16 protein-coding genes are annotated in these 17,708 nt (G+C 56.1%); 11 read left to right on the top strand and 5 right to left on the bottom strand.

Annotation, left to right across the window (positions count from 1 at the left end; all coding sequences use genetic code 11):
* Positions 1–4 precede the first annotated feature (4 nt).
* The 4 genes from J2X72_RS07630 to J2X72_RS07615 form a co-directional block, all read right to left on the bottom strand.
* The gene (locus J2X72_RS07630; RefSeq protein WP_112528524.1) at positions 5–946 is read right to left on the bottom strand and encodes an alpha-E domain-containing protein; all 942 of its coding nucleotides are present in this window, start codon (positions 944–946) and stop codon (positions 5–7) included.
* 67 nt (positions 947–1,013) lie between these two features.
* Entirely contained in the window at positions 1,014–2,426 is a 1,413-nt protein-coding gene (locus J2X72_RS07625; protein ID WP_210001009.1) for a circularly permuted type 2 ATP-grasp protein, read from the bottom strand.
* Positions 2,427–2,658: 232 nt separating this feature from the next.
* Complete coding sequence (locus J2X72_RS07620; RefSeq protein ID WP_210001690.1) at positions 2,659–3,129, bottom strand: BA14K family protein; 471 nt, start codon at positions 3,127–3,129, stop codon at positions 2,659–2,661.
* 155 nt (positions 3,130–3,284) lie between these two features.
* Positions 3,285–3,968, bottom strand: coding sequence for an HAD family hydrolase (locus tag J2X72_RS07615; RefSeq protein WP_310070319.1), 684 nt, complete (start codon positions 3,966–3,968; stop codon positions 3,285–3,287).
* Between the two features lie 200 nt (positions 3,969–4,168).
* On the opposite strand from J2X72_RS07615, the gene rpiA reads away from it, so the two are divergent.
* The 11 genes from rpiA to gltX all read left to right on the top strand — a co-directional run bounded on the left by rpiA (position 4,169) and on the right by gltX (position 16,818).
* Positions 4,169–4,873: a ribose-5-phosphate isomerase RpiA gene (rpiA, locus tag J2X72_RS07610; protein ID WP_310070316.1), complete on the top strand. Its 705-nt coding sequence runs from the start codon at positions 4,169–4,171 to the stop codon at positions 4,871–4,873.
* A gap of 106 nt (positions 4,874–4,979) precedes the next feature.
* A complete protein-coding gene (locus tag J2X72_RS07605) occupies positions 4,980–5,558 on the top strand; it encodes a DUF2059 domain-containing protein (RefSeq protein WP_310070314.1) in 579 nt (192 codons plus the stop codon).
* Positions 5,559–5,673: 115 nt separating this feature from the next.
* Entirely contained in the window at positions 5,674–7,068 is a 1,395-nt protein-coding gene (gene gor, locus J2X72_RS07600) for a glutathione-disulfide reductase (RefSeq protein WP_310070312.1), read from the top strand.
* Positions 7,061–7,714 (top strand): gamma-glutamylcyclotransferase family protein, encoded by a 654-nt coding sequence (locus tag J2X72_RS07595; RefSeq protein WP_210001044.1) that lies wholly within the window; start codon positions 7,061–7,063, stop codon positions 7,712–7,714. Before gor ends, J2X72_RS07595 begins: the two co-directional genes overlap by 8 nt.
* Before the next feature lie 183 nt (positions 7,715–7,897).
* Complete coding sequence (locus J2X72_RS07590; RefSeq protein WP_310070310.1) at positions 7,898–9,277, top strand: class II 3-deoxy-7-phosphoheptulonate synthase; 1,380 nt, start codon at positions 7,898–7,900, stop codon at positions 9,275–9,277.
* A gap of 110 nt (positions 9,278–9,387) precedes the next feature.
* Positions 9,388–10,563 (top strand): Na+/H+ antiporter NhaA, encoded by a 1,176-nt coding sequence (nhaA, locus tag J2X72_RS07585; RefSeq protein ID WP_310070305.1) that lies wholly within the window; start codon positions 9,388–9,390, stop codon positions 10,561–10,563.
* A 64-nt stretch (positions 10,564–10,627) separates the two neighbouring features.
* The gene (locus tag J2X72_RS07580) at positions 10,628–11,056 is read left to right on the top strand and encodes a GFA family protein (RefSeq protein WP_310070303.1); all 429 of its coding nucleotides are present in this window, start codon (positions 10,628–10,630) and stop codon (positions 11,054–11,056) included.
* Positions 11,057–11,115: 59 nt separating this feature from the next.
* Positions 11,116–11,466, top strand: coding sequence for a diacylglycerol kinase (locus J2X72_RS07575; protein ID WP_210001053.1), 351 nt, complete (start codon positions 11,116–11,118; stop codon positions 11,464–11,466).
* A gap of 50 nt (positions 11,467–11,516) precedes the next feature.
* Positions 11,517–13,193, top strand: a complete 1,677-nt coding sequence (locus J2X72_RS07570) for an NAD+ synthase (protein WP_310070300.1) — start codon at positions 11,517–11,519, stop codon at positions 13,191–13,193.
* A 361-nt stretch (positions 13,194–13,554) separates the two neighbouring features.
* The gene (locus tag J2X72_RS07565) at positions 13,555–15,375 is read left to right on the top strand and encodes an ABC transporter ATP-binding protein (RefSeq protein WP_310070298.1); all 1,821 of its coding nucleotides are present in this window, start codon (positions 13,555–13,557) and stop codon (positions 15,373–15,375) included.
* Positions 15,376–15,444: 69 nt separating this feature from the next.
* Positions 15,445–16,818 carry a glutamate--tRNA ligase gene (gltX, locus tag J2X72_RS07560; RefSeq protein WP_310070296.1) on the top strand — a complete coding sequence of 458 codons (1,374 nt, stop codon included), beginning with the start codon at positions 15,445–15,447 and terminating at the stop codon, positions 16,816–16,818.
* Here gltX and J2X72_RS07555 read toward each other — a convergent pair.
* On the bottom strand, positions 16,736–17,680 hold the full coding sequence (locus tag J2X72_RS07555) for a DUF2865 domain-containing protein (RefSeq protein ID WP_310070294.1): 945 nt from the start codon (positions 17,678–17,680) through the stop codon (positions 16,736–16,738). The genes gltX and J2X72_RS07555 overlap by 83 nt on opposite strands.
* Positions 17,681–17,708 lie beyond the last annotated feature (28 nt).

Raw genomic sequence — 17,708 nt, 5'->3', positions numbered from 1 at the left:
ATCTTCAATCAAAATTGTAGGCATGAGCAATCTTGCTGCTCAAGCTGTTCGTTTGATAAATGAGGTCGCTCAGGAATTCGTGTAACCCGTTGTCAAAAATGGTGCGGATCTCATTGTTCTCCAGCCGCGTCATAATGCCCTCGGACATGTCATGGCATTCGTGCCGCTTGCCGTAGTCGAGGGCGAGGTATTTCAGATTATCCACGATATTGGAGTAGCAGAAGTTCAGCGACCTGGGCATACGTGAATTCAAGATCAGATAATCGGCGATGTTCACCGGATTGTATTCGACATCATAGACCCAGCGATAGGAGCGGTGTGCGGAGACAGATCGCAGGATAGATTCCCATTGGAAGTTGTCGAGGGTCGTTCCGACATATGAAATCGAGGGAAGCAGAACGTAATATTTGACGTCCAGAATGCGCGCGGTGTTATCTGCCCGCTCGATGAAGGTGCCGATCCGCGCGAAATTGAAAATTTCGTTGCGCAGCATGGTTCCGTGAAAAGCACCACGGATAATCGCAGTTTCGCGCTTGATCTGATCGAGAACGCGTGGAAGGTCGGTTTCGGGGATGATTGAAGCCAGTGTCGACTTGAGCACCATCCAGGTCTCGTTGACGCTTTCCCAAGCCTCACGCGTAAGTGCGGTGCGCACCATGCGTGCGTTGGATCGCGCGGTTTCAACGCAAGCCATTACGCTTGAGGGATTGCTCAGATCACGCAACAGGAAATCGGAGACAAGGCTTGCATTGTACTCCTTGTATTTGCTGTCGTAGCCGATCTTTACTCCCGCGCTCATCAATACGGAGGACCATTCCTCTGGGGCGTCGGATGTTTTCGTCAGTGCCATTCGCAACCCGGCATCGATGAGCCGTGCCATATTCTCTGCCCGCTCAATGTAACGGAACATCCAGTAGAGACCATTTGCGGTGCGGCCAAGAAGCATTTTTTAGTTGTATCCTTTTTGCAGTTCTGGAACCGTCTTGAGCGTCTTTGTTTCCCTCGCAACAAGTCTAGTCGTCCAGCACCCAGGTATCCTTCGTACCTCCACCTTGACTGGAATTGACCACGAGCGAGCCCTCTTTCAATGCGACACGCGTCAGACCGCCAGGTGTGATGCGTATGCGGTCAGACACGAGGACGAATGGCCGCAAATCCACATGGCGCGGCGCCAAACCTTTTTCGGTCATGATCGGCGTTGTCGAAAGCGCGAGCGTTGGTTGTGCGATGTAATTTTTCGGGTTGGCCTTCAGTTTAAGAGCGAAGGCTTCACATTCCTTCTTGGAAGCCGCGGGGCCGACGAGCATCCCGTATCCGCCGGAGCCGTGAACCTCCTTGACCACGAGATCAGAAAGGTTTTCAAGCACATATTTTAGGGTGTCCGGTTCCGAGCAGCGATGCGTCGGTACATTCTCCAAAATTGCCTTTCGTCCAGTGTAGAATTCTACGATCTCCGGCATATAGGAGTAGAGCGCCTTGTCGTCGGCGATCCCGGTGCCCGGCGCGTTGGCAATGGTGATGTTCCCTGAACGATAGACGTCCATGATCCCAGCCACGCCGAGCGCTGAATCGCGGCGGAAGGTGAGGGGATCAAGGAAAGAATCATCGACTCGCCGGTAAAGCACATCGATGGCGCGATTGCCTTCGGTCGTCCGCATGACGACCTTACCGTTCTCAATCTTGAGATCGCTCCCCTCGACGAGTTCGACTCCCATCTGATCGGCGAGAAAAGCGTGTTCGAAGTAGGCGGAATTGTAGATGCCTGGCGTCAGCACCGCGATGGTCGGCGTATCCTTGCAGCCGGGCGGAGCAACCGCCGCCAATGACTGCCTTAGCAGCTTGGGATAGGTCTCGACGGGACGCACCTTGATCTGCTGGAACAGTTCCGGAAACAGCTGCATCATCGTTTCGCGGTTTTCCAGCATGTAGGAAACGCCCGAAGGTGTGCGCGCATTGTCTTCCAGGACGTAGAACTGGTTCTCTTGCGTCCTTACGATATCCACGCCGATGATATGCGTATAGACGTTTCCCGGCGGTCTAAACCCGACCATCTCCGGCAAATAGGCATCATTGTGGGTGAAAAGTTCACGTGGAATGCGGCCGGCGCGGATGATCTCCTGGCGGTGATAAATATCGTCGAGAAACGCGTTGAGTGCCATGACACGCTGTTCGATGCCCTGCGACAGGCGGCGCCATTCATTGCCGGTGATGATGCGGGGGATGATATCGAATGGGATGAGGCGTTCTGCGGCTTCCTCGTCGCCGTAGACTGCAAATGTAATCCCGGTCTTGCGAAAGACGTTCTCTGCATCAAGCGACTTTTGAGCTAACCGCTCGGGATTCTGCGTATCGAGCCAGCATTTTAGCTGTTCATATGGCGGGCGCACTTCACCGCCTGTTTTGATCATCTCATCAAATGGCTTCACTAAAACCCCCTTCATGTAGGCGTATTCAAGCGGGTTCAGCAAAAAATGCAAGCACATTCCATTGTTGAGGAACGGCTCCGGAAGCACGGCTCAAAAATTAGGCAACTACAGAGCGTTTGAGGCAGGCGCAATAGTATTTTCGTCTAATGCGTGAGCTCGCGTTTGCTATTTTCAAAAATAAAAAGGGCCCGCCTACCACTGGTAAACGGGCCCTGGAATCATGTCATCAGGTTTAGTATGGCGATACGCATTGGCGACGGGGGCCGTTGTTGGGCTGATAGGTATTGTCATAGGCCCTGTACGACCGATAGCGGTTGTAGCACCACTGTGTATGCGCACTGCCGGTGCGATAGACCGGGCGAGGCGCAATCGCGCTACCCACTATAACCCCGGTACCAAAGGCAGCCAGTGGGAACCAGGCTCCGTTATAATATCGATAGCCCGGACGATAGTAATTATACCCGCGGTGTCCCCTGTACCAATACCGGTCGCCGCCATAGTAGCGGCCGCCGCGATAGTAGCGATCTCCACGATAGTAGCGATTGCCGTTCCAGTTTCGGTCGCCGCGATAATGCCGCCGGTATTGCACTTGCTCGACGTTGGCGCTCGTGGTTTCGATACTCAACGGCGCAAGGGGCGCCGAAAAGGCCGGTATCGGACCGACCGAAGTCAGCCCCGCCGACATCGCAAGTGCGGCAAGCATTGAAGTCAATTTCCTCAATTTTTCCTCCTGAAATCCCGGGACTGCGCCCGTTTTCAATGTAAGAGCAAAAAAACCTCGGATGCTAGGCTGATGCTCAGCCCAACATCTGCAGCTGATTAACGTACGGATAAAAAAATCGTTCCAATTCAGACGGTTCAAGCGTTAACTGCACCTATCAAATCGTCTGCGAGCTTCACCTTCAACTCACGATAGTGTGAGATGACCCGGCTCGGCTCATAGGTTGCAACCGGCAAATCCGAGTAGCCGAAATCCACCGCAATTACGGGAATTCCTGCGGCCTTTGCCGTGTTGATATCCGTTTCGCTGTCACCGATCATCACAGCGCGCTCGGGATCACCACCGGCCTTGCGAATGGTTTCAACCAGATGGCGTGGGTCAGGCTTTCGGAAGGCGAAAGTATCGGAACCGCAAATCGCATCGAAACGCGATGATTGACCCAGACCGGCCAGGAGGTTGACGGACAGGCCTTCAAACTTGTTGGTGCAGACTGCCAGCAGATAGCCGGCGCTCGACAAGTCTTCCATGGCCTGTTCGGCGCCCTCATAAAGCGCGGAGTGTCCGGGCATGTTGGCACCGTAATGTTCGATGAAGATGCCGACCAGCCAGTCAAGTTGTTCTGGGCTCAGCAGCTTTTGCTGTGCTTCGAATGCTCGTTCAATCATCACCCGTCCGCCTTGTCCGACATAACGGCGCAGCGTGACCGGATCGACCTTTTGCAGGCCTGTTTCAGCGAGGCAATGGTTCAGACTATCGAGCAAGTCGGGGGCGGTATCCACCAGAGTTCCGTCAAGATCAAATACGACAATGGGTTTGGACATTTATGTTCCTGTGGCATCCGTAGCCGATGGCGAAAACAGCAGCAGAATTGCTGGTTTCGAGAGGTGACCTACCCACACTGAAGTATAAGGTGGGTTCAAAATCAAGCCACGAGCCTTGACCCGATCGCCTGACGTGGTAGGGAGCAGCCAGTGTCGACTCAAAGAAACGGCAAGTCAAAGCTACAAGAGGGCGCACCACCATGGATGCCAAATCGCTGAAGATCAAAGCGGCTGCGGAAGCCCTGACCTACGTCAAGGATGGCATGCGCCTTGGAATAGGGACAGGTTCGACCGCCGAGGAATTCGTGCGGCTCCTGGCCGACAAGGTCGCGTCTGGATTGAAAGTCATTGGCGTACCTACATCGGAACGCACTGCCGCTCTCTGCCGCGAACTGGGCGTCAAGCTCAGCACCCTGGAAGAGACGCCGCAGCTTGATCTTACGATCGACGGGGCCGACGAGGTCGACCCCGACCTCACATTGATCAAGGGCGGCGGCGGCGCCTTGCTGCGGGAAAAGATCGTCGCGGCCGCTTCGAGCGAAATGATCGTAATTGCCGACGAATCGAAGCTGGTGAATATGCTGGGCGCCTTTCCCTTGCCCATCGAAGTCAATCTTTTTGGGCTTGCCGCCACGAAACTTGCCGTCGAACAGGCTGCTGGCAAGCTTGGACTTGCAGGTCCTGTTACATTGAGGATGACGGGAGACGAAGCATTTGTTACAGACGGCGGGCATTTGATCCTGGATGCATCTTTTGGCCGCATTCCGGATACAAGAGCTTTATCGAACGCTCTGCACGCCATACCCGGTGTGGTGGAGCATGGACTTTTTCTGGGACTGGCGCGCGTGGCCATTTTGGCGGGTGCTGACGGTGTCAGAACACTGCGGAGCAGGGCGTCTGTTTAGAGGCACTTGAAGCAGGCGCACATTTGAATCCTGCGCAAAGCCTTCTGAAAATCGAGGATGATTTTTGGGTTATGCGCGACAACGTCGAAAACGGAGCGATAAATTCATGAACCGAGCAACTGGCTTCCGCCGCTTGATTGCACCTTTGGCCGTCGTAATCATGCTTGGCGGTTTCAGCGCCGCTCAGGCGCAGGATACGAACGCCAACAATAACATCACCCCGTCGCATCTGGCGGCCGCCCGGGCTGCTATTTCCGCAATCAAGGCAACGGACCAATTCGACTCGATCCTGCCTGGCGTTGCGCAGCAGCTGAAGGGTGAGTTGATCCAGAAGGATCCAAACCTTGAGTCTATCATTGGCGCAGCCGTCGACGAACAGGCTCTCGCACTTGCAGCACGTCGTGCCGATCTCGAAAATGAGGCCGCCCGCGCCTATGCGGTATCGTTCAGCGAAGAAGAACTGAACGCCATCACCGGGTTTTATAATTCCGAGGCTGGCAAGAAGCTGTTGTCAGAGGGTCCGATCGTGACGCGCGAGGTCATGAAGGCTGCCGGCATCTGGCAGCGTGGCATCGCACGCGATCTTGCCCAGGCTGTTGCTGAGAAGGTCGTTGCGGCGGCGGCTGCGACAGCGCCTGCCCAAGCACCAGCGACGCCTGCACCAGCTCAACCAAAGCAGCCGTAAGACCGGACTCAATTGATATTACGCAAAGCCCGGCCATCAGCCGGGCTTTGTTCTTTTAAGTGGCCAAGATACAACCCATATAAGCGCTGCTCATCAGATTCGGAGTTCTTGCACCATGCCAAGCTATGATTATGACCTTTTCGTCATTGGGGGAGGGTCGGGCGGTGTACGCGCCGGGAGACTTATCGGTGCCATGGGCAAGAAGGTCGCGCTCGCGGAAGAATATCGTATGGGCGGTACCTGCGTCATCCGTGGCTGCGTGCCGAAAAAGCTTTTTGTCTACGCGTCGCAGTTTTCTGAACACTTCGAGGCTGCGGCCGGTTATGGCTGGAGTGTCGGAGAAACCAGGTTCGATTGGCCGACGCTGGTTGCTAACAAGGATCGGGAGATTGCTAGGCTGGAGGGCCTGTATCGGCAGGGACTCGACAATTCGGACGTCGAGATATTCGACAGCCGCGCGGTGCTTGTCGACGATCACACCATCGAAATCCTCAAGACCGGTCAGCGGGTGACGGCTGACCAGATCCTCATCGCAACCGGTGGGCATCCAAATCCGCATCCGGCTTTGCCGGGACACGAATTGTGCATCAGCTCCAATGAGACATTCCATCTCGAACAACTGCCAAAGGCCATCATTATCGAGGGGGGTGGCTACATCGCAGTCGAGTTCGCCAATATCTTCCATGGTCTTGGTGTCGATACGACGCTGATCTACCGCGGCAAGGAAATCCTGTCGCGCTTTGACCACGATCTGCGGCAGTTGCTGCACGCGGCTATGGTTGCCAAAGGTATCCACGTCCGTTGCGTGGAGGTCATCGAGGAAGTGAAGCGCCAGCATGACGGCAGGCTGGGCGTCCGCCTTTATTCTGGCGATGAGCTTGTTGCGGATCAGGTCATGCTGGCCATTGGCCGGACACCAAACACGAAATCGTTAGGCCTGGATGAGGCGGGCGTCGAACTCGACGAACTTGGCGCAATAAAGGTCGACGAATATTCGCGTTCGAGCAAGGCGAACATCTGGGCTGTCGGCGACGTGACCAATCGTGTTCAACTGACGCCGGTCGCCATTCATGAGGCCATGTGCTTTATCGAGACGGCGTTTAAAAACAATCCGACTAAACCTGACCACCGCCAGATCGCGACAGCGGTTTTCTCCCAACCCGAAATCGGGACCGTGGGATTGACCGAAGAAGAGGCGGCCAAGGAGTACAGGGAAATCGAGGTGTATCGCGCCCTTTTCCGCCCGATGCGCAATACGCTATCCGGCGCCAAGGACAAAATGCTGACCAAGCTGATAGTCGATGCCGCCAGCAGGAAGGTCATCGGTGCGCATATCCTGGGCCCCGATGCCGGGGAAATGGCTCAACTTTTGGCCATTCCGATCAAAGCCGGCTGCACCAAGGATGATTTCGACCGCACGATGGCGGTGCATCCGACTGCTTCAGAAGAGCTGGTGACGATGTATAAACCCAGCTATAGATTGGTGAATGGCGAACGGATTGATGGGTGAAATTGAAGTCCTTGCGAAGAGCGGCAAACTTGTCGCTTATTTCGGTTATGGGTCGCTGGTAAACCGCCATACGTTGCGAACCAATATCGTTTACGCCATGCCTGCAAAACTTCATGGCTGGCGGAGATTGTGGCGCGCCAGTCCTCGCGAAGCCGGACTTCACGCCGCTCTATTGTCTGTTCGCCGCGACGAAAATTCCAGCGTGGATGGTCTGCTGGTTTTCGATTATCTGGAAAACCTTGCAGCGGTCGATCTGCGCGAGGAAAATTACGACCGTCGCAGCGTCCTGCCTGAACAAATCGAGACTGCAATGCCCTTTCCCGATGGCATGCCTATCTTCGTCTATGAGGCGCATCAGTCCGTACCAGTTCATCCGCAACCGCCGATGATCTTGCAATCCTATCTGGATGCGGTCATGCAGGGTTTTCTGGTCGAGCACGGTGAGGCAGGACTTCGTCGGTTCGTTCTCAAAACGGAATATTTCAACACACCGATTTACAGGGACCGCCCGTCGCCGACCTATCCGCGCGCCGTCAAGCTCAGCGACAAGGAAATAGACATGTTCGACAGGCTCTTGGAGGAAGTCGGTGCGAACTTTACCGATCCGCCAGACATCGATGAAGCGGCTATCACGGACGTCAGTTAAGTCTCGGTCGTTATTTCTTATACCCCAACTATACCCGCCTGCAGTGCCACAATGGGATCGGCCGCACTGGCCGCCAAAGGACTGGTATATCCTCCACAATTGGACTATATGAGCGCCTTCCGGGCTGACCGGATATTTTCAAACCATCGCTACCAATGTGGAAAGCAAGTAACAGGTGCAATAATGACCAAGAACTGGACACCGACTTCCTGGAGAGGCAAGCCTATCAAGCAGGTGCCTTATTATCCGGACGCTCAGGCTGTGAGCGATGTCGAGGCCCGTCTTCGGACTTATCCGCCCTTGGTTTTTGCAGGTGAAGCACGCAAGCTCAAGAAGCAGCTTGCGGCTGTTTCCCGGGGTGAAAGCTTCCTGTTGCAGGGCGGCGATTGCGCCGAGAGCTTTGCCGAACATGGCGCGGACAACATTCGGGATTTCTTCCGCGTCTTCCTGCAGATGGCCGTCGTGCTGACCTTCGGTGCCTCTCAGCCCATCGTCAAGGTCGGGCGTATCGCTGGTCAGTTCGCCAAGCCGCGCACCTCGGACACCGAAACCAAAAACGGCATCGAGCTCCCGATTTATCGCGGCGACATTATCAATGGCACCGAGTTCACCGAGCAGTCGCGCACCCCGGATCCGGCTCGCCAGGAAATGGCTTACCGCCAATCCGCCGCTACGCTTAATCTTCTGCGCGCTTTCGCCCAGGGTGGTTATGCCAATCTGGAGAACGTCAATCAATGGATGATGGGTTTCGTTGCCGATAGCCCGCAAGGCGAGCGCTATGGCCAGTTGGCACGCCGTATCTCCGAGACCGTCGACTTCATGCGCGCTGTCGGCATTACCGCGGAAACAAATGCGCAGTTGCGCGAGACGGATTTCTACACAAGTCACGAAGCGTTGCTTCTTGGCTATGAGGAAGCACTGACCCGCGTCGATTCGACGTCTGGCGACTGGTATGCGACTTCCGGCCATATGATCTGGGTTGGTGACCGCACGCGTCAGGCGGATCATGCCCATGTGGAATACTGCCGTGGCATCAAAAACCCGCTGGGTCTGAAATGCGGTCCGTCACTGGAAGCGGACGATCTTCTGCGACTGATTGATCTGCTCAATCCTGCGAATGAGCCGGGCCGGCTGACATTGATCGCCCGCTTCGGCCATGACAAGGTTGCCGATCACCTGCCGAAGCTCATTCGTGCGGTGCAGAAAGAGGGCCGCGAAGTTGTGTGGTCCTGTGATCCCATGCATGGCAACACCATCACTGCCAATGGCTACAAAACACGGCCATTCGACCGTATTCTGAAGGAAGTCGAGACCTTCTTTGGTGTGCATCATGCGGAAGGAACCTATCCGGGCGGTATCCACATAGAGATGACCGGCAATAACGTCACGGAATGCACCGGCGGTGCGCGGGCGGTTCTGGCGGAAGATCTGCAGGATCGCTATCACACCCATTGTGACCCGCGACTCAATGCCGATCAGGCGCTGGAATTGGCGTTTCTGGTTGCGGAACTTCTAAAGAAAGAGCGCGACAGCCATCCGCAGAAAATGGCCGTCAACGGTTAATCTTCAGCTATTCGTGAAATCGAAGGCGGTCTTCTGGGCCGCCTTCTTCAGTTTCAGTCGTCAAAACGTTTGGGCTGGAGTTTTGCCGTTCGAGATTCTATCAAGGTCTCATGGATCCAAAACCCGTTCGCCGAGTCCGCCTGTCAGCATCCTTCCGTTCGTTCATTGAGAGTGAGGCCTCCGGCGGCATCATTCTGATGGCGGTTGCGGCGCTGGCACTGATTGCCGCCAACTCTCCCTTGCGCGAAGACTATTTCGGTCTGCTGAAGACTTATGTTGGCGGCCTGAGCATTCTTCATTGGGTGAACGATGCGCTCATGGCCGTTTTTTTCCTGCTGGTTGGACTGGAAATAAAACGCGAGATGATCAGCGGTCAACTGTCGAGCTGGTCGCGGCGCGCACTGCCGGGGTTTGCCGCTATCGGTGGTATGGTCGTTCCCGCTCTGATCTTTCTTGCCTTTAATGAGGGTGAGACAGTTCGCGGGTGGGCCATCCCGACCGCCACCGATATCGCCTTTTCGCTGGGCGTTCTGTCGTTGCTCGGGTCGCGCGTTCCGTTGCCGGTGAAGGTGTTTCTGACGGCCCTTGCCATCATCGATGATCTAGGTGCCGTCATCATCATTGCTCTGTTTTATTCAGAGGGATTGAACATCCCTGCCTTGGTCGGCGTCGCGGCCGTTTTCACAATTCTGATGCTGATGAACATGATGGGGATAATCCGGCTTTGGGCCTATCTCATTCTCGGGGTGATCCTGTGGATCCTCGTCTTTAAATCGGGGATCCACGCGACGATTGCCGGCGTGCTGCTGGCTCTGGCAATCCCGCTGCGCGGCACAAAGGCGGAGGGTGATTCCCCGCTGGTCGAGCTCGAGCATGCTATTCAGCCATGGGTTGGCTTTCTGATCGTGCCAATCTTCGGTTTCGCCAACGCCGGCGTTTCCTTCAGCGGCGTGTCGCTGTCGAATCTCGCCGATCCGGTTCCGCTCGGCGTGGCAGCTGGCCTGTTTGTCGGCAAGCAGATCGGCGTATTCTCCTTTGCCTGGCTGGCGATCAAGCTCCGCCTGGCCGAACGGCCCGCCGGCACAAGCTGGCTGCAAATGTATGGTGTCGCTACGCTGTGTGGAATCGGCTTCACGATGAGCTTGTTCATTGGCCTGCTTGCCTATGCGGATTCCCCATTGTTGCAGGATGAAACCAAGCTCGGCGTTCTGCTCGGCTCGTTGCTGTCAGCCGTCTTCGGGGCCTTCCTGCTCAGCCTGTCGTCGAAGCGTCCGGCAAAGACGTGAATGCGAAAGAACGGCACCTGTGGCATCGCTTATGTTTTGTTCTCAACAATAACGGGGTGAGAGTATGGTTGAGTTGCATCGGGGTTCGTGCCTGTGCGGGAGAGTACAATTCGAAACGCGTGGCATGCTGCGTGGTGTCGTCTACTGCCATTGCTCGCAATGCCGCAAACAGTCGGGCCATTTTTACGCTGCGACAAACGTGCAGGACGATTCGATCGACATTTCCGGCGAAGAAAATATCAGCTGGTATGAGGCAAGTGAATTTGCACGCCGTGGCTTCTGCAAGAATTGCGGCTCAGCGCTCTTTTGGAAGCACAATGATCTCGATCATATTTCCGTCATGGCAGGATCATTCGATCAACCATCGGGTCTGCATGGAGAAAGTCATATCTTTGTGGAGGACAAAGGCGACTATTACCAGATTGACGATGAATTGCCCAAGTATGCAAGGAGCGGCGGTGGAGTCGTGGTTGCGTCCGATGGACAGGATTGACGCGAGCCGAACTCTCCTTATAGCTGCTGAATTTACGGCCTAACAACTCGGGAGCGGGTATGCAGCGTCTGGTACTCGCATTTATAAATTCCATGCGTGCGCTGAAGCATCTGGCGCAGCACGAGAAGGCCGTTCAGCAGGAACTCACGCTGTTCGTCCTTGCCATCCCCGTCGCGGCATTGATCGCACCGACCGGTCTGTCGTTCCTGCTCCTTACCGGATCGGTACTGTTTCTGATCATGATCGAAGTACTCAATACTGGCATCGAGGCCGCCTGTGATGCGGTTTCATTGGATTTTCATCGCGAGATCCAGATCGCCAAGGATTGCGGATCGCTTGCGGTGCTGATCTCGGTTATCCTCGTCGCTGCCGTCTGGGTCTATACCGTGTGGAGCGTGTTTTTTTCCTGACCGCTTGATCAAACATTGTTTTTCCACCAACGAAACGATATATGTTCATTATGAGCAAAAGTACCGACATTCTCCGTATCGCCATCGCTCAGCTCAATCCAGTGCTGGGCGATATCAGGGGTAATCTGGCGAAAGCACGCGAGGCTCGTGCTGACGCTGCGCGTCAAAACGCCGATCTGGTGCTATACACCGAGCTTTTCATTTCCGGTTATCCGCCGGAGGATCTGGTGCTGAAGCGGGCGTTCATCGAGGCTTGCCAGAAGGCGGTTCAGGAATTCGCATTGGATACTGCGGATGGCGGGCCTGGCGTCATCATCGGAACACCTCTGAAGCGCGAGTCCGGCCTGCACAACTCGGTCATGGTCCTGGATGGCGGCAAGGTGATTGCCGAACGCTTCAAGGTCGATTTGCCCAACTATGGCGAGTTCGACGAAAAGCGTGTGTTCCAGGCAGGTCCCATGCCCGGACCGGTCAATTTTCGCGGCGTTCGCATCGGCATTCCGATCTGCGAGGATATCTGGGGCGACCTCGGTGTCTGCGAGACATTGGCGGAGAGCGGCGCGGAAATTCTCTGTGTGCCCAATGGCTCTCCCTATTATCGCGGCAAGGTCGATGTGCGTTATCAGGTGGCGCTTCGCCAGGTGATTGAGACGGGGTTGCCATTAATTTTCGCCAATCAGCTTGGCGGACAAGACGACTTGATTTTCGACGGAGCTTCCTTCGCGTTCAATGGCGACAAAAACCTTGTTTTCCAGATGTCGCAGTTTGAGGAGCAGTTGATCGTCACGACGTGGCGGCGCGGCACAGATGGCTGGACCTGTGCTGAAGGCCCGATGTCGCGGATCCCGGAGGGGGAGGAAGCAAATTACCGCGCCTGCATGCTCGGCCTGCGTGACTACGTCAACAAGAACGGATTCAAGGATGTTGTGCTTGGTCTGTCTGGCGGCATCGACTCTGCAATCTGCGCCGCCCTCGCGGTGGACGCTTTGGGGGAAGAACGTCTGCGGGCTGTCATGATGCCTTACACCTATACGTCGAAGGACTCGCTGAAGGACGCCGAGGACTGTGCCAAGATGCTTGGCTGCCGCTATGATATCGTCCCGATCTTTGAGCCGGTCGAGGGCTTCCTCAGGGCGTTAGCGCCGATCTTTGAGGGCACCAAGGAGGGTATAACCGAGGAAAACCTGCAGAGCCGTGCCCGCGGTACCATCCTCATGGCAATATCCAACAAGTTCGGTTCCATGGTCGTCACCACTGGCAATAAGTCGGAAATGTCAGTCGGCTATGCCACGCTCTATGGCGACATGAACGGTGGCTACAATCCGATCAAGGACCTCTACAAGATGCAGGTCTATGCGATGTCGGAGTGGCGCAACAAAAACGTCCCTGCGGGCGGCCTAGGTCCGTCCGGCGAAGTTATTCCGGTGAATATCATCAGCAAGGCGCCCTCGGCAGAACTGCGGGAAAACCAGACTGACCAGGATTCGCTGCCGCCTTATCCGGTTCTTGACGATATCCTCGAATGCCTCGTCGAACACGAAATGGGCGTCGATGAAATCGTCGAACGCGGTCACGAGCGCGCAATGGTCGAGCGCATCGAACACCTGCTCTACATCGCCGAATACAAGCGTCGCCAATCGGCGCCGGGTGTGAAGGTGACCAAAAAGAATTTCGGCCGTGATCGGCGCTATCCCATCACCAACCGGTTTCGTGATCGATCACGGTAAACTGTTGTAATCTGGTCGCACCCGATTCTCGAAAACCGATTGCAAAAAAAAGACACTTGGCGGCGCAAAACGATTCAACTATAAGCCGACCTCCGGCAATAGCGACCGGGAGGTTCTCGAATGGCACCCATGTTTATGTCCCCGCGGGGCGGCGCTCGTTCCTGACACGTGATGACGAAAGGCCTTCTTGCCTTTCGATTGACTTCACCGGTCAAGGTAACTCATCGCCGATAATGGCCTTTCCTGTATTCAGGCGAGTTGCCAGATCATTCATGCCGTACTGATTCTGTCTTCTTTTCCACGGCATTCTCGTTTGCATTTTTCTATTGAGGCTGGTGCGTATCCGCATCGGACAATCGTCATGGCTTTATTTCGTAAAGACCTGCGCGGCGGTGCATTCCGCAGCGTTCTTGGTTTCACCTGGTTACACTGGCAGCGACAGCCGGTGCGTATCGCCGTCATTGCTGGTGCAGTGTTGCTGTCGACGCTGGCCGACGTGTTGACGCCGCTCTATTCGGGCCGGCTCGTCGATGCCGTGGTTAACGGTCACGCCACCGAGGCGGTCGTCTGGAATGCGGCAGTCGCTGCGTTCTCGACACTGCTTGCCCTGTCCCTCGGCGCAATCATCTTGCGGCACATCACCTTCATCCAGATCGTTGATCTGACATTGAAGATGATGACGGAAATCGCCTCCGGTGCATTCTACCGCATCCAGCGGTTCTCGACCGAGTGGCATGCCAACAGTTTTGCCGGCTCAACCGTCCGCAAGGTAACACGCGGCATGTGGGCGCTGGACCTGTTGAACGATACGCTGTTGCTGGCGCTGTTTCCGTCGGTCATCATGCTGATTGGTTCGACGGCGCTGATGGCGTGGTACTGGCCATTGATGGGTGTAATCATCGGCATCGGCTCCTTCCTGTTCGTCGCGGTCACCGCATCACTGTCGCTCGGTTACGTTGCGCCCATGGCAAGCCTTGCCAACCGCTGGGATACCAAGCTCGGTGGTTCGCTCGCCGACGCCGTCAGTTGCAACATGGTGGTCAAGGGTTTCGGTGCGGAAAGTCGTGAAGATGCGCGTCTGGCGAAAGTCCTGACCAAATGGCAGGACCGGACGGCGCGTACCTGGGTTCGCGGTACGTGGAACGGCACGTCGCAAGGAACGATGCTGCTCGTCCTGCGGGCGGCGGTTATCGGTTTCGCGCTGATCCTGTGGTCGAAGGGGCAGGCGAGTGCGGGTGATATCACTTTTGTACTCACCTCGTTCTTTATCCTGCAGGGCTATTTGCGGGAAGTTGGCATGCACATTCGCAATTTGCAGCGCTCGATCAATGACATGGAGGAGCTCGTTGATATCCAGAGTCAACCGCTTGGTATTGAAGATCGACCCGGCGCGAAGCCAATCCGGATCAGCAACGGCAAGATCGAGTTTGACAATGTGACGTTCCACTATGGCGCACATCGCCTGCCGCTCTATGACCGCTTTTCGGTGACGATTCGGGCAGGTGAACGTGTCGGCCTGGTTGGTCATTCGGGTTCGGGCAAGACCACCTTCGTCAAGCTGATCCAGCGTTTGCATGATGTGAAGTCGGGCCGGATCCTGATCGATGGTCAGGATATAGCAGGGGTCACACAGGCTTCGCTGCGCCAGCAGATAGCCATCGTGCAACAGGAGCCAATCCTGTTTCACCGTTCGCTGGCGGAGAATATCGCCTATGGCCGGCCCGGTGCCACGCAAGGCGAGATCGAAGAGGCGGCTAGGCAGGCCAGCGCGCATGACTTCATTACGGCATTGCCGAAGGGGTACAGCACGCTTGTGGGCGAACGCGGTGTCAAGCTTTCAGGCGGCGAGCGTCAGAGAGTGGCCATTGCCCGGGCTTTCCTTGCGGATGCTCCGGTTCTCATTCTGGACGAGGCAACTTCCAGCCTCGATTCGGAATCCGAAGTGCTGATCCAGCAGGCGATGGAGCGGCTGATGCTGGGACGGACGACACTGGTGATCGCCCACCGTCTGTCGACTGTGCGCTCGCTGGACCGGCTCCTGGTTTTCGAGCACGGCCGTATTGCCGAAGAGGGTAACCACGAGGCTTTGATCGGGCTCAATGGCGGTATCTACCGCGGGCTGTTCGAGCTGCAGACGCTTGAGCTGACCAAGGGGCTTGTCTTCAACGATGACAGGTCGTGACCCTAAGATGGGCCGCGCGCAAACGCGGCCCATATTGCCATTGCTTGCTCTATCCGATATGCCGCAAGCATGACCATCATCGTCCGTTTTGCACCGTCTCCGACCGGCTATATCCACATTGGCAATACGCGTATTGCCCTGTTCAACTGGCTTTTTGCCCTCAAGAACAATGGCCAGTTCATCCTGCGCTTCGACGACACGGATACCGTTCGTTCCAAGACGGAATATGCTGAAGCGACGATCGCGGACCTCGACTGGCTGGGCATCAAACCGGTGCGCATCGAGTACCAGTCGAAGCGGATCCCTATCTATGATGCTGCCGCCGATAGGCTCAAGGCAGCGGGTGTGCTCTATCCATGCTACGAGACTGCCGAGGAACTTGAACGTAAGCGCAAGCTGCGCCTGGCGCGGCGCCTTCCGCCTATCTATGGGCGCGATGCCTTGAAGCTGACGCCAGCCGACAAGGAAAAACTTGAAGCCGAAGGCCGCCGGCCGCATTGGCGATTCCTGCTGCCAAACTTCAAAGACGATCCGTTTTCGGTAACGAGGACCGAAGTTCACTGGAACGACATCGTGCGCGACAGGGAAACGGTTGATCTAGCCTCGCTTTCCGATCCGGTTCTGATACGGGAAGATGGCACCTACCTCTACACGTTCACCTCGGTCGTTGACGACGTCGACATGGACATCTCGCATATCATCCGTGGCAACGACCACATTACCAACAGTGGCGTACAGATCGCTATCATCGAGGCGCTTGGTGCGAAGGTCCCCGAACTTGGTCACATCAACCTCCTGACGACTGCGGCGGGAGAGGGGATCTCCAAGCGAACAGGCGCGCTGTCGATCGGCAGTTTGCGGCGTGACGGTTATGAACCAATGGCTGTGGCCAGTCTTGCCGTGTTGATTGGAACGTCGGAAAATGTGACGGCCGTACCCGACATGGCGACGCTAGCAGACATTTTCGACCCGGCGGCAACCTCAAAATCGGCTTCGAAGTTCGACCCGGCTGAACTCGATGCGCTCAACCGCGCGCTGATTCACGCCATGCCCTATGCGCAAGCAAAGGATCGCCTTGCAGCGCTTGGTATCGAGGGCGATCGGTCAGAGGCGTTCTGGCTCGCAGTTCGGGGCAATCTTTCGCGTGTGGCCGATGCTGCAAATTGGTGGAAGATCATTAAAGAAGGTCCTGCGACGGACGAACAGCTTGCCGAAGAGGATCGTGAATTCGTGCGCGCTGCTTTCGATCTTTTACCGCCTGAGCCCTGGAACCGCGAGACCTGGAAGCTATGGACCGATGCGGTGAAAGTCCAGAGCGGCCGCAAGGGCAAGCCACTATTCATGCCCCTACGCATCGCGCTTACTGGGCTGTCTTCTGGTCCGGAGCTCGCAGATTTATTGCCCCTTCTTGGTCGGGAAGGAACGTTGGCCCGACGACCCTGACCTTGCGGTTCGGATCGATCGGCTTGTCGCCGCTAAGCGGCTGCGGCAGCGGGGCCTCCGTCTTGGTCGTCGCGGGTTCACCCAACTGAATAATGGATGACGGATTTTCGGTCGGTTGAGCTGCCGACACGGTCGGCTCGACTTTGGTTTCGACGGGCTTCGCAGGTTCGACAACTTTTGCTGGTTCGCCGGGCTTTCCGGTGGCGAATGTCGCCGCCGCTGGATTGCCCAATGTGGAGAAATTTGCCGCCGATTTCTGGCACCCGCATTGCGGCGTTCCATTGGCTCCAACCTTCCTGAACTTGAAGGCATTCGGCATATCCTTGTAATCCTCGCCGCTTAACGACGTCATCCTTTCGGGATTTGGATTGTCGGTAGGCTGATAGTACAGCTTTGCGCCGGGACACTGGGATTGGCACTGTGCCTGATCGCGTGAGAAATTCTCCGCGCCGGTTTCATAGGAGAGCGGGAAGTAGTAGCCGTCACATGAACGCACGCAAAGCGTCTGATACCGGCCGCCATAGACCGGCGCTGTACTCATTTCTGGCTCGATAGGTTCCGGCTCTTTTCCCATAACCTCGTAAGGCTGCGAACCCGCAGTGTCCGGCTGCGGGTCATCATAGACACGGTCGTCCACGGCAGAACAATTATTGGCATCGAGCGCAGCTTCGACGCGGTCGCGCCGCAAGTTGAGTTCGAAGTCATCGACATCGGCGTTGCGGTTGAGCTCGTCGAGTCGGTCCAGCATCCGCGCGCAAATATCTGAATTTGCAGACGAAAGTTGCCCCGCCGCCAGAATGGCGGTCACTGCTATGAAGGCGATCTGGAATGTTCGGTACATGCGGCGGCCCAAGATTGTCATGCGCATTCGAGGCGAGTGAATGCGCTGG

This window comes from Phyllobacterium sp. 1468 (assembly GCF_031455525.1).
Lineage (GTDB): Bacteria > Pseudomonadota > Alphaproteobacteria > Rhizobiales > Rhizobiaceae > Phyllobacterium.
Note: the sequence above shows the minus strand (reverse complement) of the source record. Positions and strands in the feature narration are given on the sequence as shown.